The 25847-nt window shown below is 44.9% G+C and carries 22 protein-coding genes and 1 riboswitch; of the genes, 6 read left to right on the top strand and 16 right to left on the bottom strand.

Annotation, left to right across the window (positions count from 1 at the left end; all coding sequences use genetic code 11):
• Positions 1 to 3: 3 nt before the first annotated feature.
• The 4 genes from NSQ38_RS18180 to NSQ38_RS18165 all read right to left on the bottom strand — a co-directional run bounded on the left by NSQ38_RS18180 (position 4) and on the right by NSQ38_RS18165 (position 2156).
• Positions 4 to 510, bottom strand: coding sequence for a DUF4178 domain-containing protein (locus NSQ38_RS18180; protein WP_076317633.1), 507 nt, complete (start codon positions 508 to 510; stop codon positions 4 to 6).
• Positions 511 to 533: 23 nt separating this feature from the next.
• Positions 534 to 935: a DUF350 domain-containing protein gene (locus tag NSQ38_RS18175; RefSeq protein ID WP_036613690.1), complete on the bottom strand. Its 402-nt coding sequence runs from the start codon at positions 933 to 935 to the stop codon at positions 534 to 536.
• A gap of 95 nt (positions 936 to 1030) precedes the next feature.
• Positions 1031 to 1702 (bottom strand): PspA/IM30 family protein, encoded by a 672-nt coding sequence (locus NSQ38_RS18170; RefSeq protein ID WP_074095448.1) that lies wholly within the window; start codon positions 1700 to 1702, stop codon positions 1031 to 1033.
• A gap of 112 nt (positions 1703 to 1814) precedes the next feature.
• Positions 1815 to 2156 (bottom strand): hypothetical protein, encoded by a 342-nt coding sequence (locus NSQ38_RS18165; RefSeq protein WP_051447323.1) that lies wholly within the window; start codon positions 2154 to 2156, stop codon positions 1815 to 1817.
• Positions 2157 to 2310: 154 nt separating this feature from the next.
• Between NSQ38_RS18165 and NSQ38_RS18160 the strand changes: the two genes are divergently transcribed.
• A complete protein-coding gene (locus NSQ38_RS18160; RefSeq protein WP_339783288.1) occupies positions 2311 to 3102 on the top strand; it encodes a polysaccharide deacetylase family protein in 792 nt (263 codons plus the stop codon).
• Between the two features lie 108 nt (positions 3103 to 3210).
• On the opposite strand, the gene NSQ38_RS18155 is transcribed toward NSQ38_RS18160, so the two are convergent.
• The 3 genes from NSQ38_RS18155 to NSQ38_RS18145 all read right to left on the bottom strand — a co-directional run bounded on the left by NSQ38_RS18155 (position 3211) and on the right by NSQ38_RS18145 (position 6474).
• Complete coding sequence (locus tag NSQ38_RS18155) at positions 3211 to 3885, bottom strand: 3D domain-containing protein (RefSeq protein ID WP_338587206.1); 675 nt, start codon at positions 3883 to 3885, stop codon at positions 3211 to 3213.
• Between the two features lie 2 nt (positions 3886 to 3887).
• A riboswitch (cyclic di-AMP (ydaO/yuaA leader) is annotated at positions 3888 to 4084 on the bottom strand.
• Positions 4085 to 4301: 217 nt separating this feature from the next.
• Positions 4302 to 5024 carry an amino acid ABC transporter ATP-binding protein gene (locus tag NSQ38_RS18150; protein WP_017688094.1) on the bottom strand — a complete coding sequence of 241 codons (723 nt, stop codon included), beginning with the start codon at positions 5022 to 5024 and terminating at the stop codon, positions 4302 to 4304.
• Positions 5011 to 6474, bottom strand: coding sequence for an ABC transporter substrate-binding protein/permease (locus tag NSQ38_RS18145; RefSeq protein WP_091020753.1), 1464 nt, complete (start codon positions 6472 to 6474; stop codon positions 5011 to 5013). The genes NSQ38_RS18150 and NSQ38_RS18145 overlap by 14 nt, the downstream gene beginning before the upstream one ends.
• A 185-nt stretch (positions 6475 to 6659) precedes the next feature.
• Between NSQ38_RS18145 and NSQ38_RS18140 the strand changes: the two genes are divergently transcribed.
• Together NSQ38_RS18140 and NSQ38_RS18135 are read left to right on the top strand one after the other, a co-directional pair.
• Positions 6660 to 7835 (top strand): M20 family metallopeptidase, encoded by a 1176-nt coding sequence (locus tag NSQ38_RS18140; protein ID WP_339783287.1) that lies wholly within the window; start codon positions 6660 to 6662, stop codon positions 7833 to 7835.
• 419 nt (positions 7836 to 8254) lie between these two features.
• Positions 8255 to 10021, top strand: a complete 1767-nt coding sequence (locus tag NSQ38_RS18135) for an alpha-glycosidase (protein WP_339783286.1) — start codon at positions 8255 to 8257, stop codon at positions 10019 to 10021.
• A gap of 139 nt (positions 10022 to 10160) precedes the next feature.
• Here NSQ38_RS18135 and glgA read toward each other — a convergent pair whose 3' ends face one another.
• Both glgA and glgB read right to left on the bottom strand, forming a co-directional pair.
• Positions 10161 to 11603, bottom strand: coding sequence for a glycogen synthase GlgA (gene glgA / locus NSQ38_RS18130; RefSeq protein ID WP_338587212.1), 1443 nt, complete (start codon positions 11601 to 11603; stop codon positions 10161 to 10163).
• On the bottom strand, positions 11600 to 13606 hold the full coding sequence (glgB, locus tag NSQ38_RS18125) for a 1,4-alpha-glucan branching protein GlgB (protein ID WP_339783285.1): 2007 nt from the start codon (positions 13604 to 13606) through the stop codon (positions 11600 to 11602). The genes glgA and glgB overlap by 4 nt, the downstream gene beginning before the upstream one ends.
• A 193-nt stretch (positions 13607 to 13799) precedes the next feature.
• On the opposite strand from glgB, the gene NSQ38_RS18120 reads away from it, so the two are divergent.
• Positions 13800 to 15026, top strand: a complete 1227-nt coding sequence (locus NSQ38_RS18120) for a glucose-1-phosphate adenylyltransferase (protein WP_339783283.1) — start codon at positions 13800 to 13802, stop codon at positions 15024 to 15026.
• 123 nt (positions 15027 to 15149) lie between these two features.
• Here the strand turns inward: NSQ38_RS18120 and NSQ38_RS18115 are convergent, their stop codons facing one another.
• The 5 genes from NSQ38_RS18115 to NSQ38_RS18095 all read right to left on the bottom strand — a co-directional run bounded on the left by NSQ38_RS18115 (position 15150) and on the right by NSQ38_RS18095 (position 20678).
• The gene (locus tag NSQ38_RS18115; protein WP_339783281.1) at positions 15150 to 16649 is read right to left on the bottom strand and encodes a HAMP domain-containing sensor histidine kinase; all 1500 of its coding nucleotides are present in this window, start codon (positions 16647 to 16649) and stop codon (positions 15150 to 15152) included.
• Positions 16646 to 17344 carry a response regulator transcription factor gene (locus tag NSQ38_RS18110; RefSeq protein ID WP_017688086.1) on the bottom strand — a complete coding sequence of 233 codons (699 nt, stop codon included), beginning with the start codon at positions 17342 to 17344 and terminating at the stop codon, positions 16646 to 16648. The genes NSQ38_RS18115 and NSQ38_RS18110 overlap by 4 nt, the downstream gene beginning before the upstream one ends.
• Positions 17337 to 18551, bottom strand: coding sequence for a hypothetical protein (locus NSQ38_RS18105; protein ID WP_143780983.1), 1215 nt, complete (start codon positions 18549 to 18551; stop codon positions 17337 to 17339). The genes NSQ38_RS18110 and NSQ38_RS18105 overlap by 8 nt, the downstream gene beginning before the upstream one ends.
• A gap of 127 nt (positions 18552 to 18678) precedes the next feature.
• Positions 18679 to 19404 (bottom strand): ATP-binding cassette domain-containing protein, encoded by a 726-nt coding sequence (locus tag NSQ38_RS18100; protein WP_036613671.1) that lies wholly within the window; start codon positions 19402 to 19404, stop codon positions 18679 to 18681.
• Between the two features lie 83 nt (positions 19405 to 19487).
• Complete coding sequence (locus NSQ38_RS18095) at positions 19488 to 20678, bottom strand: MFS transporter (RefSeq protein ID WP_339783280.1); 1191 nt, start codon at positions 20676 to 20678, stop codon at positions 19488 to 19490.
• Between the two features lie 305 nt (positions 20679 to 20983).
• Between NSQ38_RS18095 and NSQ38_RS18090 the strand changes: the two genes are divergently transcribed.
• A complete protein-coding gene (locus NSQ38_RS18090; RefSeq protein WP_338587222.1) occupies positions 20984 to 21904 on the top strand; it encodes a helix-turn-helix domain-containing protein in 921 nt (306 codons plus the stop codon).
• A gap of 49 nt (positions 21905 to 21953) precedes the next feature.
• Entirely contained in the window at positions 21954 to 22718 is a 765-nt protein-coding gene (locus tag NSQ38_RS18085) for an HAD family hydrolase (RefSeq protein ID WP_036613669.1), read from the top strand.
• A 28-nt stretch (positions 22719 to 22746) separates the two neighbouring features.
• On the opposite strand, the gene NSQ38_RS18080 is transcribed toward NSQ38_RS18085, so the two are convergent.
• Together NSQ38_RS18080 and NSQ38_RS18075 are read right to left on the bottom strand one after the other, a co-directional pair.
• Positions 22747 to 25086, bottom strand: coding sequence for a DNA topoisomerase 3 (locus NSQ38_RS18080; RefSeq protein WP_339783279.1), 2340 nt, complete (start codon positions 25084 to 25086; stop codon positions 22747 to 22749).
• 125 nt (positions 25087 to 25211) lie between these two features.
• Positions 25212 to 25703: a Fur family transcriptional regulator gene (locus tag NSQ38_RS18075; RefSeq protein WP_036613667.1), complete on the bottom strand. Its 492-nt coding sequence runs from the start codon at positions 25701 to 25703 to the stop codon at positions 25212 to 25214.
• Positions 25704 to 25847 lie beyond the last annotated feature (144 nt).

Below are 25847 nucleotides of genomic sequence, written 5' to 3'. Positions count from 1 at the left end.
CTCCTAGCTCGAACGAATCACTTTGATATCCGCAGGAAGAATGGACTCACCCTCATACAGTGTAAATCTTCTGTCTTGCCACTCCACCCGAAGAAGCATATTATCATCCGACTGATACTGCCATACCAATTGTTCTCCAGCCTGGCCATATGGAGTTCTACCTGCCGTTGATACCATGCCTCCATACTCTTCTTCCAGATGATATGCGCGTCCATCCAGGTCCAGCAATGTGGGCACCTCATCAGGTGCATCAAGCCTGCCATCAATTGGTGTATATAGAGCGTAACGTGTGAGTTCCCGTTCTTCGATATGCAAATATCGAAATGCGGTACCATCCTGCAGCGTGAGCACAACTGCATTTCGAGCACGATTTTGTACCCGACCAACAACTTCATAAGTGACCAGAGAAACCTCACAGATATCACCAGGTGCAAGCTGAAGCATCGTTTTCTCTGCCTGCGGTGGTTCAGGTTTCGTTAGTATTCCTTTAATTCGTTTCCATACACTCATGAGAATTACTCCTGTTCCTTATCTTATAAACAAGCTGCAATAATCAGTGCGCCCACGATATGTAAAGCGCCAGAGAACAACCCGTATCCTGTCTTCCCTTGCTGAATTCCCGTATCCAGATCCAGATTGGCCCATTTGCGAATCATAAAGTGTACAACACTCTCCAGAATCAACAAAATGATAAAGGATACAACGGAGACCAACAATGCTTCTCCAAGATGACCAGCCGTAGAAATGGACGTAGCGAGTACATACCCTTGTGCAAATAATTTCATCACCATACGTGTGGTTACTGCCATATTGCCAGCCTTAACTTCAGCAAAATCCTTATATTTCGTGAACAGTGAATCTACATACATCAAGACAAACAGCAAAACCGAACCAGAACCGGTCCAGACCAGCATCGCCAAAATATTCAAATCCATTTACACAGCCCCCACATATCAACATGAACCGCATTTAAAAGCGAAGGAGAAATACTCTTCTCCTCCGCTGGTTAACCCTGCTGACAACCAAGGTATTAGTTCTTATTATCGTACTGTTTCATCAATGCTGCGAGTTCGTCTTCAACAGCCTGATCTTTACCCAACTTCTCGAACTCTTCATCCAAAGACTTGCCTTTGGAAGACATTTCGTTGCTTGCTTCTGCCTGTGCTTCCATCTGCATCATTTTCTCTTCCATACGCTTCATACCAGCACTTGCAGTATCAGAGCCAAACCCATTCAACGCTTTGTTGATTTCCGTTTGGGCTTTTGCTGCATTGTAGCGGGCTACCAGTGTTTCGCGTTTGTTCTTCATTTGAGTCAGTTGCTTACGCATCTCGTCGAGCTTGCCACGCAGGTTATCTGCAGAAGCCTTGTTTTGGTCATAGCTGGTTTTGTACTCAGCCATCTTTTCTTCAGCAGCCTTTTTCTCTTCCAGAGCACGTCGAGCCAAATCCAGATTCTGAGCACGTGCCGCCGTATGCGCCTGCTCTTCACGTTTCTTCACAAGTGCTTCCTGCTCTTCGAATAACTGCTTGAACTTCTTCTCAATGGCGATCTGTTGAGCTACTGCTTTCTCCGCATCTTCCAGATCCTCTTGCATGTCACGGATATATTGGTCCGTCATCTTGATTGGATCTTCCGCCTTGTCAATAATGGCGTTAACGTTAGACATTGTTAAATCACGCAATCGTTTGAAAATGGACATTATGTTATTCCTCCTAGTCGATATTACATCGTATATAAACATACATACGTAACAATCTACAACTCGTTTCAATTTTAGCAAATAAAATCAAAACATGCGATTGCTCTTTATGTTAGGAAGATCGTTTATCCTTGTTCAGATGATCCTCCATCAGCCTCTCTGCAGTCTGCACGATTTCGTCGATCTGCATCCGCGTGATGGAATCAAAATGGATACCCATGATCACCGTAACGGTTACTTTCAGCTGCAGGGCAGCCTTTCGGGCAAGCCGCTCACACAGCTCTTGTTCCTTATGCCCAGGAATATGTACCGTCGTCCCGCTTACGCGCTCATGATCCACGTAGAACGTGGCTACGGCGCCAATATGCGCCTTTCCTCCGGTAACGAGAAAAACCTTATCCTCTCCTGCTTCAATCACCTGTAAACGTATGGATTTCAAATCATATGTACTCATATCCTATCCACCTATCCTTTTCTATATGTTATATATGGAGGAATTATGGCTGTCATAAGCTAAATCCGCAATGAAACTTCTCACACTACGCATATTTTATGGAACCCCCGGGCATACCAAGGAGAACGTCATTTTGGAAAAGGAGGCTGTTATTATGCGCGTACGCCTCATTATGCTGATGGTTATCGTTATTTTTCTCGGGGGATATCATGCTCCAGTTTCATCGCGGGATGTTTCAAGCCCGTCAATTGAATCAGTATCAGGTTCGGATTCTGCTGAAGAAGAACAACTGACATTGGGACAGTTACGTCAAAAATATGCCGATACGTTCAAAACCAATGGTCCTTCAACAAAGAAGGTTGCACTGACTTTTGATGATGTACCTGATCCACGGTTTACTCCACAAGTGCTGGATGTATTGAAGAAATACAATGTCAGAGCTACATTCTTCATCGTGGGTAGTCGTGCTGAGAAACATCCCGATCTGGTTAAACGCATCGTTAAGGAAGGGCATTTGGTTGGTAATCACAGCTACAATCATCCTGAATTCAGTAAGCTGTCGATGAATGCCTTTCGCAAACAAATTTTACATACCGGGGATATTATTCGACATTTAGCGGGATATACGCCCAAGATGATTCGGCCGCCTTATGGAGACATTAATGAAGAACAGCTGCAATGGGCAGCTAGACAACACTATAGCATTGTGAACTGGAACGTTGACTCACTGGACTGGAAAGGCCTCTCCAAGGAAGAGGTGAAGGATAACATCCTATCTGCCGTGAAACCTGGCTCCATCGTTCTACAACATGCAGGAGGCGGTGTGGGATCTAACCTGAACGGTACGATTGAGGCATTGCCTGAAATCATTGAAGAACTGCGTAACCGGGGATATGAACTGGTCACCTTGGACGAGATGTTGGGATTGCCAAAGGCCAAAGATTAGGATGACCGTGATAACAAATAAATGCGAATATTAAAAGGGTGCTGTTCAATCGCAGATTAGCGACTGGCAGACACCCTGTTTGAATTCATTTTAAATGTTATGATCTCTCTACTTCAGAATGTACAGCTCGATATCCTGAAAACCAAATGTGCTTACAGACTGTTTGCTACCCGGGATAAAGATATCAATCCGGTGACCCTTGATTGCACCGCCCACATCACGAGCTGTAGCTACAAAAGCCTGTTTTGGCAATCCCGGATGGCTGTGACCGGTTACCAGTACTTTGGTTCCAAGTGGAATCACACTTGGATCAACTGCGATCGTACCCAGTTCAAGATCATTGCCGAAGTAATCCACAGCACCCCATCCTCCATTTTCAGACGGATCTGCAGAGTATGCCGTTGCTTTTACGTTCACAGCTTTGCTGTAATCGAATGTTTTACCCCAAGCCTGAACAACTTTGTTATCTGTGTTAACGTCCAAGCTTGCTGTAGTAACAGTCTTCGCTTGGGTCTTGCTCTCCGTTGCCGCAGCTGCTGCTACATTGTTTGCCTTACCGGGAATCGTAATTTTCAAACCACCATAAATGTTGTAAGGCGAAATGTCGTTGTTTGCTTTAACCAACGTGTTGATTGCTACTCCATATTGTTTTGATAAGGTGTAGAAGGTATCCCCTTCTTTGGCCACATGAACTGAATCGGCGTGAGCCGGAACGGCTTGAATGAGCATTGCTGTTGTCAATAATGCTACTGCTGTTTTGGCTATACGTTTCTTGTTAATCATGGTCTTCCTCCCTCATTGTGCCTGCGAAGTTAGTTGTCGGATTCGGATGAGGAGCCCACCCTATAGGTTCTTCATTACATTTGAAACGTTATGTACCCCTAATTCACCCCAAGCAGTGTGCTGTAGATCTTCCCCCTGCACAATCTGCATCGTTACATCCCCCGCACTCCCTGTCCGGAAGTTTCGGCAGAGTTCAATATATCACAATTTTGTAACCTGAACTTGTAGTAATTCTTACCAAATGGTTTTAACATGTAAGCATATGTAAGAATACAGGATACTTTAGAAATGTTGGACGACCCGATTCCTTTACATTTGGTAACAGAAAAGTTACTTTTTCAAATCTATAAGTGATTAATGCGCACAAAAAAATAGCGTTACCGACTCGAAGTCAGTAACGCTATTTGACACTTCATTTAGAGTACTTTGGCAAGAAAATCACGTGTACGTGAATTTTTTGGAGCTCCAAATACCTCATCGGGTGTTCCCTCTTCCACAATAACCCCGCCATCCATGAACAGGATTCGGTCTCCCACTTCACGTGCAAAACCCATCTCATGTGTTACGATGACCATCGTCATCCCGCCTTCTGCAAGACGTTTCATGACATCCAGCACTTCGCCGACCATCTCGGGGTCCAGTGCAGAAGTAGGCTCGTCAAACAGCATCACATGCGGCTGCATGGCCAATGCTCTAGCAATGGCGATCCGCTGCTTCTGTCCACCGGACAGCTGATTCGGGAATGTATCTTTTTTATCGTACAAGCCCACGGTGTTAAGCAGATCAGCGGCAATTTTCTCCGCTTCCTGAGTGGATTGTTTCTTCACTTTAATCGGAGCAATCGTGATGTTTTGCTGTACCGTTTTGTGTGGGAACAGATTGAAATGCTGGAACACCATGCCCATTTTCTCACGAGTTGCATTAATGTTGTGCTTGGGGTCCGTAATTGACACACCTTCAAAATCAATCTCTCCTGAGGTAGGCTGTTCCAGCAGATTCAGACAACGCAAGAAAGTACTTTTACCTGAACCGGAAGGACCGATGACCACGACAACCTCACCTTTGCCAATCGTCACGTTTATGCCCTTAAGCACATCGTTATTTCCATAAGATTTGTGTAATTGTCTAACGTCTATCACTTGCACTCAACTTCCTTTCCAGTCGTCCCAGCAGCTTGGACAAAATGAACGTCATTACAAAGTAGATGGCTGCTGCAATCAAAAATGGACTCAAGCCTTGATACGTAATGTTTTTGACTACACTTGCCTGATACATAATATCCACCATACCGATAACTGAGATAATGGAGGATTCTTTGATGATAGTTATAAATTCATTACCGATCGCTGGTAATACAGCTTTGAAGGCTTGTGGCAATATAATGTAACGCATTGCTGCACCTCTGCCCATTCCGAGGGAACGCGCTGCCTCCAACTGACCACGATCCACACCTTGGATACCTGCACGGAAAATCTCCGCCAGATAGGCACCACTATTGATTGAAAGTGTAATGATACCTGCCTGAAGTGCAGTAAAGTTAATGCCAAAGCTCAGAGAAAAACCATAGTAAATAATCATTAATTGTACCAGCATCGGTGTGCCACGAATCACTTCAACGTAAGCTGTACCAATCCAGCGCAAGATTGCGGCGTCATGCAAACGGAACAAACAGATGATCAATCCAATAATTACCCCGAAGATAACCCCAAGTGCAGACAACAGAAGTGTGTATCCTACACCTGTAGCATAGAAACTTTTGTACTCCCAGAATACTTGGAAAATATTTTGTGATTTGTTCGCTTTATCCGCCATCAAGAGGCTGGCGTCCGTCACCATCTGATTGATTTTATCTTCACTTTTCAGTCGCTCCAGTGTTCCATTTACTGCAGCTAGCAGCTCGGTATTACCTTTACGAATCCCGATTGCCGCTTCTGCTTGCTCTTCGTCCGGAACAGCAGCAGCAAGTCCAATGATATCGTCCAGATAACCTGCAGCAACGGTATCTTCAACGATTGCCGCGTCAATGCGTTTTGTTTGCAGTTGAAGCACAATATCCGAGATTTTATCCAGCGCAGTAAGCTTCGCTCCTGGAATACTCTGTCCGATCGTTTCCTGAATGGAGCCTTTCTGAACGCCAATCTTCGCATTTTCAAGTTCTGCCATGGTTGGATATTTGTCTTTATCCACATTGCGAACCATAATCACTTGTTTTGATTTATAATAGGTGTCGGAAAAATCGATACTTTTCTTCCGCTCATCCGTCGGCGTCATACCTGAAATCACCAGATCAACACGCCCGCTCTGCAATGAAGGCAGAAGACCGTCGAAGCCCATATCCTCAATCACAAGCTCAGCGCCAAGATCTTTGGCAATCTCTTTGGCGATCTCAATATCGAAGCCGACGATTTCATCTTTGCCATTAATCACTTTATGGAATTCGTATGGTGCAAAATCGGCACTTGTACCGAGCACCAGTTTTTTACTGCTTGAATTATCTGTAGTTCCACTTGCAAGTGCCACAGGAACGGCAGTCGTCAGTAGAACAACAAAGGTCAACAGCATCATGGTGTAACGACTTATTAATTTCAACCTTGTTCTCTCCCCTTACAATACTTTGTATGCTTCTCTCATGTTGATGACTGAGTCATTATAAAGTACAATGCATGATTATGCAATGCATTTTGACATTACAAATCTTGACTTGTTTCTGAAAAAATAAAGCAAACATGATATAATCAATGAATTATTTTCATTTTTGCATAAGGAGTTTACTAATGACATCTAACAAATCACAGATACTGACGGTTATTGATCAATATGCTTCCCGTTTCAAAGCCATTTCATCATATATCGGTGCCAATCCCGAACTGGGAAATGAAGAGTTCCTTGCTTCTGCTCGTCTAAAAGAAGAACTGGTCTACCACGGTTTCACTGTAGAGGCTCCAATCCTTGGACTGGAGACAGCCTTTATCGGAACCTATTCAGCCGCCAAACCCGGCCCTACCATTGCTTTATTGTGTGAATATGACGCCTTGCCGGAGATCGGTCACGCTTGTGGTCACCATCTGATCTGTATGATGAGTCTTGGTGCTGCTGTTGGGCTGAAATCCATTCTGGATGAAGTAGGTGGAACCATTAAAGTGTTTGGTACCCCCGCTGAAGAGACACGTGGTGCCAAAGTACCGATGGCGGAAGCAGGTTTGTTCGATGACTGTGATGTCGCTCTCATGGCGCATCCGTATTATGCCTACGAAAAGTCCGGCAGCTCACTGGCTATTGATGCTGTGCAATTTGAATTCCATGGCCGCTCTTCACATGCTGCTGCAAGTCCGCACGAAGGTATTAATGCTCTTGATGCCGTCATTCAAACGTATAACGGAATCAACGCATTCCGGCAACAAGTGAAAAGCACCGTTCGGATTCATGGTGTGATCAACAACGGAGGTCAGGCAGCAAATATCATTCCTGACTATGCTTCTGCGCAATTTTATGTACGTGCAGCAACTCGCAAAGAATTGAATATCCTCACAGAACGTGTGATTCAGATCGCTGAAGGCTCTGCTTTGCAGACAGGTTGCAAGCTCGTGACATCCAACTATGAAACGTCCTATGATGAGATGGTTACCAATGAAGCATTCTCAGCTGCGTTTAGTCAAAATCTGATGGAACTCGGCATCCCGCAAGAAGAGATTGTAAGTGGTAATGATCATGGCTCCATGGACATCGGTAACGTTTCCCTGAAATGCCCTGCAATCCATCCCTACATTCGTGTTGTAGACGAGGTGCATACCCTGCACTCCATAGCCTTCCGTGACCTTGCATTACAGGAGCGCGCGCTGGATGGCATGATTCTGGGAGCAAAGGCACTTGCTACAACAGCCTATGACGTACTGAGCCAGCCAGAGCTGCTTCAAACCATCCGCACGGAGTTCGAGCAAGCTATTCGCTAAAATTCACTTTCAACATGTTATATAGGGGTGCCCTGAACAATCTTGAATTCCAAGCTGTTCAGGGCACCCTTTTTCTAAATTAGCAGTAAGTATAATCAGCACAAAGCTGGAAATGCTGTGAAAGAAACCTTTGAAAATGATGAAAATAATGCATTTTATTACAGTAAATATGATTCTTTGCTGGCTAACTTGGTTAAATATAACTATAAGTACGTGTTCTAAAGACCGGTTTTCAGTACCGAGAAGATGGGATGAAGCTAGAAATGGAGTAGCGGAGCGTAGGCAAAACTACGTGAGCAACGGACATTTCGGCTGAATTCCATATTCGATGCCAATGATGCCCGATAGGCATCACTTGTAATCAAAAGCGGGCTTTTGAACAACCTTTATAACTTATCCTATATTCAGGAGGTGCTGTCATGCTGCTCGAAGCCATGTATCATGTTCCTCGTGACAAGTGGGCTTATGCCTATAATTCTTCTACCATACATCTGCGCGTACGAACCAAACGTAATGATGTGCAATACGTGACTGCACTGACCGGAGATAAGTACGATTGGAACGGAACGTACAAGGAAATTCAATTGGAGAAGGCTGCTTCTGATAACATGTTTGATTATTGGGAGGCTGCCGTCAAGCCACAATTCAAACGTCTCACCTATATATTTCGGATAACTGCCGGTTCAGAAGATGTTTTCCTAGCGGACAATGGAATTCATTATGAGACCCCCTATCCCACCGGAGGATATTATGAGTTCTCATATATACACGAGATCGATGTGTTTAAGGTGCCCGAGTGGGCCAAAGAAGCCGTCTTTTATCAGATCATGACGGAACGGTTTGCTAATGGAGATCCCAAGCTCAATCCAAAAGAAACCCATGATTGGGGTGGCAAACCTGAGTTAGACAATTATTTTGGTGGAGATCTGCAAGGTGTGCTGGATCATCTGTATGACCTAACTGAACTTGGCGTGAACGCCATTTACTTTACCCCGTTATTCCAGGCCAATTCCTACCACAAATACGACACGATTGACTATAAAAAAGTCGACCCTCATTTCGGTGATAATGCCCTGCTCAAACAATTGACAGAAGAATGTCATCGCCTGGGTATACGTGTCATGCTTGACGCGGTGTTTAATCATTGCAGCGAAGACTTCCCTCCTTTTCAAGACGTTCTCCAGAATGGAAAAAACTCTAAGTATGCCGATTGGTTCCACATCAATGAATATCCGGTTCAAATCAAGGATGGTATACCTACCTACGATACATTTGGGTTCTATGGCAACATGCCCAAGTTCAATACAGCGAACCCTGAGGTTAAGGCTTACCTGCTCGATGTAGCAGAGTACTGGATTAAGGAAATCAAGCTGGATGGCTGGCGGCTGGATGTAGCAAATGAAGTGGACAACCATTTTTGGCGTGATTTTCGCAAGGTTGTTAAGGCAGCAAATCCTAAAGCCTATATTGTTGGTGAAGTATGGAGCGACTCCTTGACCTGGCTTATGGGAGATCAATTCGATTCCGTCATGAACTATCCGTTTGCCGACAAAGTGCTTCAGTTCTTCTGTGGTTCAATGGATGGTTATAACTTTGCGAACGAGATGGGATCACTGATTATGCGCTATCCGCAACAAACGAATGAGGTCATCTTTAATATGCTGTGCAGCCATGATACCCCTCGCCTGCTCACCCGGTTAGGGGAAGACAAACGCCGATTAAAGTTGTCGGTTGTATTTCTTTTCACCTATATCGGAACACCTTGTATCTTCTACGGCGACGAAGTTGGGATTAGTGGTGATGCTGACCCGGATTGTCGAAAATGTATGGAATGGGACCCGGCCAAGCAAGACAGAGAACTTTATGATTTTTATCGTCTGATGATCGATTTACGCAAAAGCAATGAAGCGCTGCGCAAAGGACGCTTCCGTTTCCTCAAGGCTGATCATAATGATCCTTGTATCGTGTACGAACGTGTAGATGACAACCTCCACTTTACCATATGGATGAACAATACACCTCAAGATCGAACGCTTTCTCATCCCATGGAAACAAAAGACTGGAAGGATGCATTAACTGAAGATCCTGTGTTTCCAACCGATGGAATGATGAATATTAAGCTTGACCCCTATGGGTACCGCATTTTGTACAGACAACTTGATCCGGCAACTATCCAACACAACTGAGGTTTAAATTCAGCAGTCATATAAAAGAAAAACACTTCCACCGTCTCAGATGATACTTCATTCTGAACTTTGGAAGTGTTTTGTTTATTTGATTAAAAAAAGCCACAGCATAATTTGCTGCGACTTATTCAGGAGTGCATCAGTTCACAGGCTCAAGTGTGATCCGGCGATAAATGTCCATATATTCTTCAGCTGAGACGTTCCAGCTGTATTCTCCGCCCATTGCATTTTTCACAATTTTCTTCCAGTGTTCTGGCTGTTTGTAGATCTCCTCAGCACGCCGAATGGTATTCATCATGTCATGTGCATTAAAGCTTGTGAATGAGAAACCATTCCCTTCTCCAGTAAACTCATTGTATGCCTGCACAGTATCGTTCAGACCGCCTGTTTCCCTTACGAGAGGCACACTACCGTATCGCAGAGCTAGCAGCTGACTAATACCACAAGGTTCGAACCTCGATGGCATCAGGAAGATATCACTGCCTGCATAGAAACGGCGGGATAATCCATCGTTAAAGGTGATCTGGGCAGACATTTTGAGCGGATAACGATTAGCGGCTTCACGGAACCAGTGTTCATACATAGGCTCTCCTGTTCCCAGTACCGCGAATTGAATGTCATCATAGTACAGCAATTCATCAAGGATACGGCAGACCAGATCAAGCCCCTTAGAGTCCACGAGCCTTGTCACCATCACCATGAGTGGTACATCAGGACGAACAGGAAGTCCAAGTTCCTTTTGCAGCTCAATTTTGTTCTCCGTTTTCTTGGACAGACTTGTTCTGTATTTCACTGGAATTTTGGTGTCCGTTGCCGGGTTGTAACTCTTGGTATCAATTCCGTTCACAATCCCGCTGAAACGATCTCCAAGTGAACTGAGCAGTCCGTCCAGGCCGTATCCATAATAAGACGTTTGCACTTCCTGTGCGTATGTTGGGCTTACGGTTGTCACATGGTCAGCATACACAATTCCTGCTTTCAAGAAATTGACATTACCATAATATTCGGCTCCATCCACGGTGAAATATCGATCGTCCAGCTCAAGGATTTCACTGAATAACTCATGCGGGAATACCCCTTGGTACAACAAGTTATGTATGGTGAATACCGTACGAATATCACTGTAGAATGAATCGTGTCTGTAATGGGCTTCAAGCACCAAAGGAATCATTCCTGCATGCCAGTCATGACTGTGCAGCACGTCAGGTTTGAACTCAATCTGTGGCAACACTTCGAGAACCGCACGATTGAAGAAGGCGAAACGCTCGCCATCATCCATATACCCGTACACTCCATCACGCCCAAAATAATACTCATTATCCACAAAATACACTGGAATTCCATCATGAACCAGCATTTCAATCCCACAATAGGGTCTGCGCCAGCCAAGAGGCACATCTGTTGTAATTACAGGCTGTAACGCGTCTTTATACTCATCGGGAATCCCCTTGTACTTAGGCATAATCACCCGCACATCTGCCCCGCTCTTCTTCAATGCAAACGGGAGAGCACCGATTACGTCAGCAAGGCCTCCTGTTTTGATAAATGGATGTACTTCAGCAGCAGCAAATAGAATATTCATGCCTTTGTCCTCCTCTTCGGTTTGAGCGTGTTGCTTTCATTTTTATTCTTCGTTTTTGAACTAACGGAAGTGATACTCGCAGGTGATTCATCCGTTTTCCGACGCGTGTTCTTTTTTAGAATCACGATGCTCAGCGGAGGCAATACCAATTCGAGACTATGCGGATGCCCATGAAAAGGAATCTTTTCGGTAGGCAGTTGCATATCATTAGTAATGCCTGAACCGCCGTAAACGGAATGGTCACTGTTCAGTACTTCGGTATACATACCGGGACGCATGACACCAATCCGGTAACGCTCCCGCTTGACCGGCTGAAAGTTAATGAGCACAAGGAGTGTATCCGCAGGTTTTTTTCCTTTGCGTACGAATGAAATGACACTCTGGTCCTGATCATCCGGAGTGATCCATTCATAACCGTCCAAGGAATGATCAAGCTCCCACAAAGCTTTTTCACTCAAGTAAAGGTTAGACAGCTCACGCTCAAACTTATGCAAATTGCGGTGACTGTCATAATCCAGCAAGAACCAATCCAGTTGATCCTCATCTTTCCATTCGATGAACTGGCCAAAGTCTCCACCCATAAACAACAGCTTTTTCCCTGGGAAAGTCATAAAATAGCCCAGAAAAGCACGCATGCCGGCAAATTTCTGCTCATAGGTTCCTGGCATCTTGTCGAGGAGCGACTTTTTGCCATGAACAACCTCGTCATGTGACAGAGGTAGCACATAATTTTCAGCAAAGGAGTATACGACCGGGAAAGTCAGCAAATGATGTTTGGAAGGACGCTCATGAAAATCAGATTCCATGTAATCAAGCGTATCGTTCATCCAGCCCATGTTCCATTTGTAATTGAAACCCAGACCACCTTCATCTACAGGTAAAGTCACCATTGGCCATGCACTGGATTCTTCAGCCATCATCAATGCATAAGGGAAATACTTGAACACCGTCTCATTCAGCTGCTGCAAAAAGGCTACGGCTTCCTTGTTCTCAAGACCTCCTTCATCATTGGTACGATATTGTCCTGGCTGCTTCTCAAAGTCAAGCCGAAGCATACTCGTAACCGCATCAACACGGAGTCCGTCAAAATGATACATCTCCATCCAATATAACGCATTGGAGATCAGAAATGAACGAATCTCAGGTTTCGAGTAGTCAAAGCTAAGTGTACCCCAGCCCGGCTTCTCTGCTAACATCGGATCTGCATACTCATACAAAGGCGTACCATCAAACATACGCAACCCATGAGCGTCTTTGGCAAAATGTGCAGGTACCCAATCCAGCAATACGCCAATTCCAGCCTGATGTAGTGTATCCACCAGGTACATCAGATCTTTTGGATGCCCATAACGACTGGTTGGCGCGTAAAAGCCTGTGTTTTGGTATCCCCACGAAAGGTCATATGGATGCTCACTGAGGGGCATCATCTCAACATGTGTATATTTCATTTCTAATAAGTAAGGAACGAGCAAATCAGCTATCTCGCGATAACTATAGAGGCTTCCGTCTTCTTTGCGCTTCCAGGTTCCCATGTGCATTTCGTAAATATGTAGAGGTTTGTTATACATGGCACGTTGTTTGCGTCTCCAGGCTCCATCATTCCATTTATACCCTTCGATTGAACTGGTGACAGAAGCTGTCTGAGGTCGAACCTCCGCTTGAAACGCATATGGGTCCGCTTTGAGCAATTCTGTACCATCTTCCGTTAGTATACGGAACTTGTATAAAGTTCCTTCACTGATTTCCGGAAAAAAACGACTCCAAAATCCTGATTCGGGTATCTTATATAAAGGTTCCTTTTCGCCTTTCCATTCATTGCGGTCCAGAGCCAGTCCTACTTCTGCGGCATTTGGTGCCCATACGGTAAAGCGATACCCCTGACGGCCATCGCAAGTCTCAGGTTGCGCGCCCAACATTCGATAACTGTGATGAAGGTTACCTTCATGAAATAAATAAATATGCTCCGGCAATAAGTCCGGGTGTGCTAACGGTTGAATGGCCAAGAGATCACCTTCTTCTCAAGAAAATAGATATAACAGTTACCATTACCCCATTCTAGCCAAGTTGAAAAGAAAAATGCGGTGGTTTAGAAAATGTTGTCTTTTTTCTGAATTTTTACAGTAACAATAGTTTCATTTGCTCTACTTTGCGTTAATGATGTACTACAATGCACAATATTTTGGGAGGGAAACGATTATGTTTAATAAAGATTGCATCGCTATGCTGTTGGCGGGAGGAGAAGGGAAGCGATTAGCCCCTTTAACCTCGAGTATCGCAAAACCCGCTGTACCGTTTGGCGGGCACTACCGGATCATCGATTTTCCTCTCAGTAACTGCGTAAACTCAGGGATCGATACTGTAGGAGTATTGACGCAGTACCAAGCGGAATCGTTACACGATCATATCGGTGGAGGAGAACCATGGGGACATGGCAACTCAAGTGAGGCAGGAATTTCCTTACTTCCATCTTATCATACAGGAAATGACGAATACTTGGGAACGGCGGATGCTATTTATAAAAATATCGACTATATTGATCAACAAAACCCCGAAAATGTTCTAATTTTGTCGGGTGACCATATTTATCATATGAATTATCGTGATATGTTGGAGGCTCATCAGGCTAATAACGCAGCAGCAACGATTTCAGTTATGGAAGTTCCATGGGACGAAGCACATCGCTTTGGGATTATGGCTGCCGATGCTGATCTGCGTGTAACGGAGTTTGCCGAGAAACCGGCTGAACCAAAAAGTAATCTGGCTTCAATGGGCATTTACATGTTCAAATGGGAGTATCTGAAGCGCCATCTCTTGGAAGATGCTGCTAACCCTGAGTCCAGCCATGACTTCGGTAAAGATGTTATTCCACAGATGTTGAACGAAAACAATCCCCTCTTTGTCTATAACTTTAATGGGTATTGGAAAGACGTTGGTACGGTTAAGAGCCTTTGGGATGCACATATGGACCTGTTACACAACGAGGAAGACTGGAGTCTGCAAAAAGAAAACTGGCCGATGTTTACTCGCGACTGGCGCTCCAAGCCAAGTGCTTACAAAGCAAGAAATACAAAGATCGAACATGTTACTTCCATGATTCACGACTCTTGTGCAATCGAAGGTCGTTCAGAACGTTCCGTTATCTTCTGCGGCGCAGAAGTGGGTAAAGGCTCTGAAGTTAAAGACAGTGTCGTTATGCCTAACGCACGCATAGGCCGTGGGGTTCACATCGAACGCGCCATCATCGGTGAAGGTGCAATAATCAAGGACGGTGCAATCGTTAAAGGTACGGCGGATGAAATTGTGGTCGTTGGACCTAACGAGATCGTCTCTGCCAAACCGGCTGTCCGTACGCAACCTGTTCGTATGTTGAAAGAAGTATATGAGAAAAGTGGGCGCTTGCGCGCTGGTGAACTTTCTTCATAATGAAGTAAACATAATATGAAAAAGGCGAGCCTCAGATGGCTCGCCTTTTTTGGTGTTGATATGGATGTTATAAAGCGTACATGCTCGAGCATCAGGTAGAAAAATCTCTTATCTTTTAAAACCTTAAGACTTTTCTAGATCCGATTTTGCCTCGCTTGCTGTTCGCTCATCTGTGACTTCAGCATCCCCAGATTGTGTTACAGATTCTTCTGGAACCATTTCCTCAGACACAGCCGGTAATGTAACCGTAACGGTTGTACCAGATCCAAGTTCACTCTGCATCGTGATCGTTCCCTCATGCAGTTCTACCAGTTCTTGTGTAATCGCAAGACCCAATCCCGTTCCCCCATTTTGATGATTTACTTGGAAGAAGCGGTCCCGTACTTTGATTAGGTGTTCTTCACTAATTCCGATACCGGTGTCCTGAACAGCTACAATGATCTGACCATTCTCCTCTTTGACGGACAAGAAGATCCAGGAATTCTCATGTGAAAATTTGATCGCATTATCCACAACGTTTAAGAAGACTTGTTTTAGTCTATTGCCGTCTCCATGGACATTATAAGCACGAGTCTCGTCCGTTTCCAACTTGAGATGGACCTGTTTTTGTTCCGCTTTGGCCCAGACATTCAACATCGTTTCCTGTACAATTTCACGAATGTTGACCGTTCCTTTGACCAGCTTCATCTGATTCTGCTGCAATTTGGAGAAATCCAGCATCTCTTCAACAAGTCCAATCAGTCGTTCGGTTTCCTTGGAAATGATACCCATACCGATACGGGTTTCTTCCGGATCATAACCGCCCGAATCCAGTGTCTCGCTCCAGCCCTTAATACTGGTAAGAGGTGTTCTTAATTCATGTGAGATCGAAGAAATAAAATCATCTTTGATCTGATTACTGCGCACAATCTCATGTGCCATGAAGTTAAGTGTTGATGCCAATTCGCCCAGTTCGTGCTTATAATTCCCCTTAACCCTGACATCCAGCCGTCCTCTGGCCATTTGGGCAGATACTGCCGTGATGTTGTTGATTGGACGTACAATGGAATTTGCCATACCAATACTGATGATCAACACTATAGCAAGCACGCCAACACCGACCGCAGCGGCGAGTAATCCCATATTCAACAGCTTTGAATTCACATCTTCGAGTGAAGTCAGATATCGAATAACATAAGTATTTTCGCCGCCCAGATCAAACTTGTGTGAAACGGCCATGACGGATTCTCCAGTACCTGGTTGTCTTCCAATCCAGCGTCCCATATCCCCATTCAAAGCCTGCATAATATCACTGGTTTGCAGAACAGCACGGTCAGATTCAAAAGCAGTTGAACTCGCCAATACGCGCCCGTTCAGATCCAAAATTTCCAATTCAGTATTGGACAATGCCAAGTTCACAAGGAGTCTAGACAGATTATTGCCATCCTCCGTAGTATTCTCACGAGCGATCGGCTCGAAAAAGTCCTTTGAATTAGAAATGTGGGTACTAATCGTATTGTAGATACTCTCATAATAATACCTTTGAACCGCCAACATAAATACGAATTCGACCAACAGCAGAGCGAGAAAAACTACAAAGAAATAATGTAGTACGATCTGCCGAGTAATGCCTTTTTTAATCATTGCTCCCGGCCCTTCCATTTGTACCCGTGACCCCAAACTGTCTGCAGGTATTCGGGCTCGGAAGGATTGTTCTCAATTTTTTGACGCAAACGACGAATGTTGACATCCACAATTTTTGGATCACCCATGTACTCTTTTCCCCATACGTGATCTAACAACACATCACGGCTAAGCGGTGTATTTTCTTTTTCCAGGAAAAACTGAATCAGGGAAAATTCCGTTGGAGTCAACTCAATGGCTTCATTCTGTTTCTTGAATTGCTTCGAGATCAGATCCAGTGAAAATGGCCCAGACTGGAACGTAACCTTCGCCGCAGTTTCCCGATGCACGTTCACACGGCGTAACAATGACTGAATACGTGCAATCAACTCTGTTGGGCTGAAAGGCTTGCTAACGTGATCATCTGCACCAACGGAGAGTGCGTACACTTTATCCTGTTCCTGAACTTTCGCGGTCAAAAAGATAATGCCCAGACGTTCATTGGTTTCACGGATCCGTCGACACACCTCGAATCCATCAATACCTGGTACCATAACATCCAGCAGAGCCAGATCAATATCCGGTACCGTCTGTAGTATGCGAAGCGCTTCATGACCGTCACCCGCTTCAAGCACTTCGAATCCGTTTCTCTTTAAATTAATCACTATAAAACTGCGGATGGATTCTTCATCCTCAAGAATAAGTACTTTACTCATTAAGTTCTCCCTTTCTATTCAGCTGGGAAGTATTGCTCAGTGCATCTTTACCCGCCTCTGATTGTGCTACTCGTGAAGCAATAACCCGATCTTTGGTACGCGTAATTTCCTTCCAGCTTTTACCCTTCTCCTGTTCCCACTTGGAAAGGGTGAAATATTTGATCTCTGCCACGGTTTCGTCCGTATCAATCATTTTAAATCGAATATATTTTTCCTTCTCCGATTTGGTGTCAATAGTGATCTTACCGTACCACTCTGGTTTGAGATTTAGGTGAAATAAATCAGCATCATCCCGGAATTGGAATGAGACAAATTTCTTACTGTCTTTGCCATCCCACTGATAATAGGTGTAAAACCACAACCGAGAGTCAAATACGTAATGCTCCCAACCTTTTGGAGTCTCTTTAAGTCCAAACTCAATAATACCATCATTATCAACATCACCGCTTAAAATTTTGTCATCTCTATACGTTTGATCCGGTGATTTGAAAGCATTGACTAACTTGTTATCTTTAACATACATAATTTGCGAGAAGGAACTCCGATCATCCAGCTCGGCATCCAGTACAATGCCCATCTGTCCTTTGGCGATCTCTCCGCCCAGAGCATTATAAACTTCTTTAACGGTATAATCGGTCTGCACCCGATCAACTTCCTTGAAGCTGCCATCTTCGTACTGGTATAACGCAATCGTTGCAAAGCCGCTGTTGTTTAGCGAAATGATAACAAAATCACTTTTACCATCTCCGCTCAAATCCAGCGTGTTCCCCTGCGCATCATCAATGATATATTGATTATACGGAACTCCACCCAATACCTGCTCCAGTGCCCCGCCCTTGTAGGAATATGCAGTCAGGGCTTTCTGCTCCTGCAGACTTACACCAAGAATAATATCCGGATTTCCGTCATTCGTAATATCCAATACTTTAAAGGATTGCAGCTCATTTCCCGGCACATCAAATGTAAGCTTTTTAACCCATGTGCCTCCCTGCTCTTCCAAAATCATGCCATGGATTCGCACATTCTCATTTGGCGTCTCATAAAAAACAATCGCTTCCCGAGTTCCATCCCCGTTCAGGTCTTCCACCCGAATCATGCTGGTATTATTCATATCCTTGGGACGAATCAATGTGCTCTCTGGCGGCAGTTTAACCTGAACCACGTTGTACAGTTTCTCCTTATCGGTGGACATCATTGGTTTTCTCATCAAACCCTTGGGGTCACTTATGACTGTGCATCCGCTTAGAACAGAACCAAGCATAATCGCCATAGTTCCTGCTGCTACAAAGCGTCCCCACCGTGAATTAAACAATCTCATCACTCTTTTCAATAGTTTAAATCTGGTTTTTTTCTTGCTGTGTCAGTCTTCGTCCACGAATATCAAAAGCAATCTTGCCTTCTGCCAATCCCCAGATCCGTGTGGCATGTTTCTCGGCAAGTTCAATAGGCAATACTGCAATGACAGTTGCGCGTTCTTCTTCACATAATTTGCGCAGCGTTTCCAGCACCGAATCTGCTGTGTGCGGGTCAAGACCAATCACTGGTTCATCAGCCAAAACCACTTTGGCACCATGAGCAAGTGCTCTTGCAATAGCAACACGCTGCTTCTCGCCACCGCTGAGCTTCTCTGCTATTTGATGTGCTTTATCAAGTAATCCCAATCCTTCGAGATAATCCATCGCACCCATATAATCATCGGAACGTACCATACCGGTTACCATTCTCCATACGGGAGTCTGACCCGATCGTCCGATTAACACATTTTTAAGAGCCGTACGTCTGGGAAATAATTCTGGATTTTGTTCCAAGTATGCCCATTCCCGTTTGATTTTCCGTTTTCCGGACCAGCCTTCTTTCAAAATCTCGGCACCATCCACCGTAAACCGGCCGGAATCCCATTTTTCCATCATGGCCAAACATTTAAGCAACATGCTTTTACCGCTACCGCTTGAGCCAACTACAGCTATCATTTCACCCTGTTGCATATCAAATCGAATATCCCGCAGAACGGGAACGCGGTCCACGCCAACGGATTTACTCAAGTTCTCTACTCTGATCATCGCGATGTCTCCTCTTGTCCATGTTTTTCCCTACCACTAGTGTACTCGGAAATGGACATCAATTTCCATGCGAACACCAGCTTCTATTTTAACACAGATTCGAACTCAGGTTTACGACGAAATAATATACCTGCCACGCCGAAAAGAAGGTACAGGATTCCGAGCAAGGTGAACATGCTTCCGGGTGAAATCCAGTTGATCATCTGACCACCCAGATTCGGTCCAATAATACTTCCAATCGTGAAATGGAAGGATGCCACAACGTTGGCTGCAGGCAGCAACACTTTAGGCAAAATGTCTGCGGCATAGGCCAGGCCCAGTGAGAAAAAGGAACCGACCAGGCCACCTGCGATGGTTAACAATACAAGCGTCCACCAGAGATGTGTACCTGAGACTGGAACCAGCATGAAGATGATTCCCCCGCTGATACCCGCAAACATCAATATCTTCTTACGCCCATATCGGTCACTCAACATTCCGAGAGGCAATTGAAGGAACAAACCTCCAATCCCGATAAAAGGAAGCAACGACGAAATCTGATTGGTATCGAATCCAATCCGCAGCCCATACACAGGGAAGTTACTATTCATACCTGCTTCCATATATCCGTATAAGAGTGCTGGTAAAAGTGCATACCAGGCCCATGCCAGACTACGACGGAAGCGACGTTCCGGCAGTTGGCCATGCTCTGCTTTTTCCGGTTTTGTATCCGGAAGCTTCATTAATACCAGCATAAGCACTGCTGCAATACAGATGAACAAAACCCAGAAAGGGACAGCATCACCGAAACCAAGCAGCTTGATTCCCAGCGGTCCAATACTGAATCCCAGCCCGTAGGACATGCCATATAGTGATATGTAGCGTCCACGTTTTTCAGGTGCGGTTACAAGCAGTACCCAGAGCTGGGCCGCATAATGAAGTGCACTGTCTCCTATTCCAACGATCAGACGCAAAATGAACCATATTTTAATATCTGGTAAATACGGAAATAGTATTAAAGGGACCATGACTAATATCAGGCCACCTACAATCAGCTTTTTGAACCCGAATGCACCCAGTAGTCGCTCCGCAACGAGAGTCATGCCAAAAGAGCCAATGTACAACGCGGCGGCGTTTAATCCGTTTAAACCTGGTGAAACCCCTTTTTGCTCCAAAAAAATCGAAAGCACAGGCAGCAAAAGTCCCTGACTTATTCCCGCCACCACAATAACCGCAATCAAAATGAGATAGTTGGCTGTCGAGTGTGATAGTTTGAGGCGAGTAATCAATGACACGAATTCATTCCTCCTGCGAGCACACAAAGAAAAATCGCCATCGCTGACGACTTTTGTATGTTATACATATGGTTTTAAACTGCTATTTAAAGATCGGGGCTTTGCCCCGGACTTGAACATTATAGTGGACAACGCCCTGCAAAACAAGCCATAATAGAGGTTGTTCAAAAAGTTCACTTTTGATTACGAATCATGCCTGGTGGCATCATCAGCTTCGAAGATGAAAACCAGACTTTTTGAACACGCACTAATCGTACTTAAGTCGCTGCGTACATTTAGATGTGACGGGAGGATTCTGCAACATTATGGCTTATCATGTGAAAATTGATGTTTCACCGATATATGAAATGCTTAACAGCTTTCTGGTTTATGTCACGAAAAAATGGATTCAGCATCTGGATATTGGTCCTGAATGGATCGTTGAAGTGGAAGGCAAACTAAGTTCCAATGTACGAGCTGCGCTCGCACCTGCTGCCACTTGGCCTTTTGATGATTTTGATGTTTTGTTTGCATGGGCAGCATATCAAAATGATACATCGGAGAATCGTGATTTCCTGGACATGCTTGCCGGAATGACAGCGGAAGACCTGTTTGCGCGTGTGTCTCCTCTTCTGCCCGCTCTTTCAATAGAAGAATCTACGCGCATTCGGAACAGTTATGTCCCATTATTGCGACTATGGGATGAACACTACTGTCAGAATATGAGCGAAGATCAGCGTGTGTGGCTGGAAGAAGATGCCGAAGAAAAACGCATTTTGCTTGATAAAATGGGCCCAGAACTGCTTATTGAATATGCTACAGCGGGCGTTCTTGTTGAACCGATGCCTGGACTGAACGAAGTCATCCTGTTTCCAACGGTACACAATCGCCCTATTAATATGTACTGCTTCTATGAGGGTATGATGATCATGCAGTATCCAGTAGATGCACCAGAAGAGAACGAAGACCAGCCACCAACATGTCTTTTACGTTTCACCCATGCACTGGCTGATCCCGAAAGACTTCGCCTGCTTCGTTACGTATCGGATGAACCCAAATCCCTCGCTGAGATGTGTGAAGAATTGGGTAAAGACGAAGACACGGTCAAAGATCAGGTAATGGCGCTACGCATCGCAGGTCTGCTACGGACCCACCTGCTCGGAAGTAACCGTAAAGAGAAATACAGTATTCGGCCGGATGGCGTATCTGAATTGAATATGTTCCTGGAATCCTACATTCGCATTTAATTTAGTTGAACCATTGTGGAGTTATTGGCTACAAGGAGTGAGTTAGATCATGAAAATAATGAAACAACATATTTTATTTGACCTTGATGATACACTCGTATATTGCAACAAGTACTTCAACCTGATTTTGGGTGAATTCTTTGAGAATATGCAAGAGTGGTTTGATGGACATTCTTTGACAACGCAAGAGATTCGCGAAAAACAGCTGGAGATCGATGTAACTGGAGTGAACAAGCTTGGTTTTGCAAGTCATCATTTCCCGCAATCTCTGATTGATACCTATCGTTATTTTTCCGGCAAGTTCGCCAGGTTAACCTCTCCCAGAGAAGAGTCTTATCTGAGCAAGTTGGGTATGAGTGTGTACGATCAGGAGGTTGAACCCTATCCTCATATGGTTGAAACGCTTGAGAACCTCAAAGGTGCTGGACATTCCCTCTACTTATATACCGGCGGCGAAACCGTGATCCAGCAACGCAAGATTGATCAGATGAAACTCTCGGCTTATTTTGATGATCGGATCTATATCCGACAACACAAAAACGTCGAGGCACTGGAAGGCATTCTGTCTAATGGTCCTTTTGATCGTCGTGCAACATGGATGATTGGCAACTCACTGCGGACAGATATTATGCCCGCGGTAAAAGCCGGAATTCACAGCATCTACATCAAACAACCGAATGAATGGCAATACAACATCGTAGAACTTCAGCCTAATCCGGAAACGTCGATGTATACCATCACTGCACTGGAAGAGGTACCAAAAGTAATACACGAAAATATACAACAGCAGCAACAGAAAAGGACCCTTGGATAAGGGTCCTTTTACTTTATGATGAATAAGATCAAGCATCCTGTTTCTCACCAGATAACTTGCCTGTTACCACGTCTTGCAAAATAATACGTGCCTTCACCTTACTTCCGTCTTTTCGTTTGAACGATAGTACCTGGGTACTCCCCTTCTCAATCAGCGATTTTAACATCGTACTGGTGATTTTCTTGCCCGCATACTCTTTCCAGACCACAAACGAACAGCCTTCCTTGAAACGTGAGCATCCATAACCCTTCTTGCCCTCTATGATCTGGCCTGTACAGCCGGGGGAAGGACAGGGTGCCAGTAACTCTCTCACTCCGGATGGGCTCGCAGTTGAAGATGGCGTCTTGGTGGTCGTGCTTTTCCCACTGCCAGTTCTTGATGAAGATGCCGAAGTCTGACGGGACGTTTTTACAGCCGAACTGCCACTGGATGCCTTGGCAGATGTCCTTGTATTCCCTGCTTGGGTTCTGGCTCCCTTGCCTTTCCCCCGGCCTGCCCGTGAGTCTTCTCCAAAAGCATCTGCTGGCGCTGGGGCTTGTACACGCACTTTCTCAATGATGGACAACGTGAATTTCTTGACGTTCTCCATGAACTTGTCCTGCCCCGCCTCACCTTTGGAAATCTGATATAACCTTCTTTCCCATTGCCCAGTCATCTCAGGTGAGGTTAACAGATCTACACCCGCGCGGCGAATCAACTCAATAGCCGTTCTGCCTTTGAGCGTTAACTGCATTTTTTTTCCCTGTAGCGTAATGTAACCTACATTTTTGAGGCGCTCAATCGTAGCAGCACGTGTAGCCGGAGTACCCAAACCACTGTCTTTCATCGCATCTCGCAGCTCTTCATTCTCGATCTGCTTGCCTGCACTTTCCATCGCTTTGAGCAATGTTCCCTCGGTATAACTTTTGGGAGGCTGGGTCGCCTTCTCTTTGAACTCACTTTTCGTACATTGAATAGGCAATTCAGGTTGTACACTAAAAGCCTTGTCCGTCCACTCTTCAGCTTCCTCTTCCTCATTGCCGTTTTTCTTACTCTTCTTCTTGCCTGCACCACCCTGTTCCTGATCTCCAGAACCGAGAACCACTTTCCATCCGAGGGACAGCAGTTCTTTGACAGATGTCTTAAACTGATGTTTCTCCACTTCGGTGAGCACGGTATGTTGCTTATACTCCGCCGGAGGATAAAAGTGAGACAAGAAACGTCTGACAATCAAATCATAGATGTTTTGCTCATCCTTGGATAAGGTACCTGGTCGCTTTAATGTAGGTAAGATCGCATGGTGATCCTCAACCCTGCTTGGATTACATACCCCTTTATTATTCTTATGAACAAGCTCCGGCTTGGCCCCTTGCGCAAGCTCACTATAGGTACCATTTTTAAGCAGGTTTAGCGTTTTGTGCATACCTTCAATATTCTGTTCAGTAACATAGTTGGAGTTTGTCCGCGGATACGAGATTACCTTGTGTTTTTCATACAAGGCCTGTGCGATATCCAGTGTTTTTTTGGCACCATATCCGAACTTGGCATTGGCTTCACGCTGTAAAAGGGTCAGGTCATACAAACGATACGGATACTCTTTCGTCTGCTTCGCTTCGTATTTGGTAATCTGCCCTGTCTTGCCCTTCACACTGGCTGCAATGGCCTCTGCTGCCTCCGCATCGGTCAACTTATCTCCCTGACGCAGTCCCCGGTACTCGACACCTTCCTGCCGAAACCAGGCGGCTACTTCATAAAAGGTCTGTGACTGGAACGCTTCAATCTCTATTTCCCGATCGTAGATTAGCGCGAGTACCGGCGTCTGCACACGGCCTACAGACAACAATGCATTATGGCGGGTTGTAAACGCCCGTGAGGCATTCATGCCGATCAGCCAATCGGCTTCACTTCTGGCGCGAGCAGCATGGGTCAGATTTTCAAATTCAGAGGCATCCTTCAGACCATCAAAACCACGTCTAATGCTCTCTGCCGTCAAATCCGATATCCATAATCGCTTTACAGGCTGACGCAGCTTCAATTGCTGTTGTATGAGGGCGAAGATGTACTGACCTTCTCTCCCTGCATCACAAGCATTAACGATCGCTGAAGCCCGTTTCGCCAGTTCTCCAATCATTTTAAGCTGATCTTTTGTCCTCGGATTGGGTACAATTTTGAACTGATCGGGTATAATCGGCAGGTCCGCTATATTCCAGCGCTTGTACTTCGTATCATAGGCATCCGGTTCAGCCAGTCCAAGCAAATGCCCTATCGCCCAAGTGATGATGTAATGCTCACCCTCCAGATACGTGCGATTGTTCTTGGCCTTTGGTTCTATGACGGCGGCAATGGTTCGACCCATGTCGGGTTTTTCCGCTATAACCAGTGTCTTCATCCGTCCATCTCTCCTCCTTCACCGTCCGCATGACGGCAAAAAGGGGCATTCCGCCGACGGAAGCCCCTTGCTTCTGAAACTCATTATATCAGATTTTGGATTCGGGAGCACCTTCCCGAAATGAATTATCCTGCTGCCTGTTCCTTTAATACATGTTTTTGTCTGCACTCTTTGCATACACCCTGGAAATCCAGACGATGATCCGTAACAGCAAAGCCATACTGACGCTCGATTTGTTGTTCCAAACGAAGCAGCCCATCTTCCATAATCTCTTCCACTTTACCACATTCTGTACAGATCAAATGATGGTGGTGATGGGAACCATCTGTACTTCGCAGATCAAAGCGCGCAGCGCCGTCACCAAAGTTAATTTTTTCAACGACCTGAAGGTCACTCAGCAGTTCGAGAGTGCGGTATACGGTAGCCAATCCAATCTCAGGGAACTGCTCCTTAACCAAGAGAAATACTTCCTCTGCGCTAAAATGATCCTTTTCATGTTCAAGTAATACACGTACAGTAACTTCCCGTTGTTGTGTTAACTTATATCCTTTTTCAACCAATTGATTTTTAATGTGAAAGATCTGTTCTGAAATGGACTTGTCCCGGTTACTTGCCATAGCAGGTCGCACCTCCGATTTATATTCATTAAACCTTACTTTTATCGTACGGATTCATAGTTTCAGTTAATCCTTATTTATAATTATTATAATATAATAATAAATCTTTATCACTTAAAAAGCAATGATATTGCTCACACTTAC

The organism is Paenibacillus sp. FSL R7-0313 (assembly GCF_037969885.1).
Lineage (GTDB): Bacteria > Bacillota > Bacilli > Paenibacillales > Paenibacillaceae > Paenibacillus.
The sequence above is the reverse complement of the archived record's forward strand: the minus strand, read 5'-3'. Positions and strand labels throughout refer to the sequence as shown.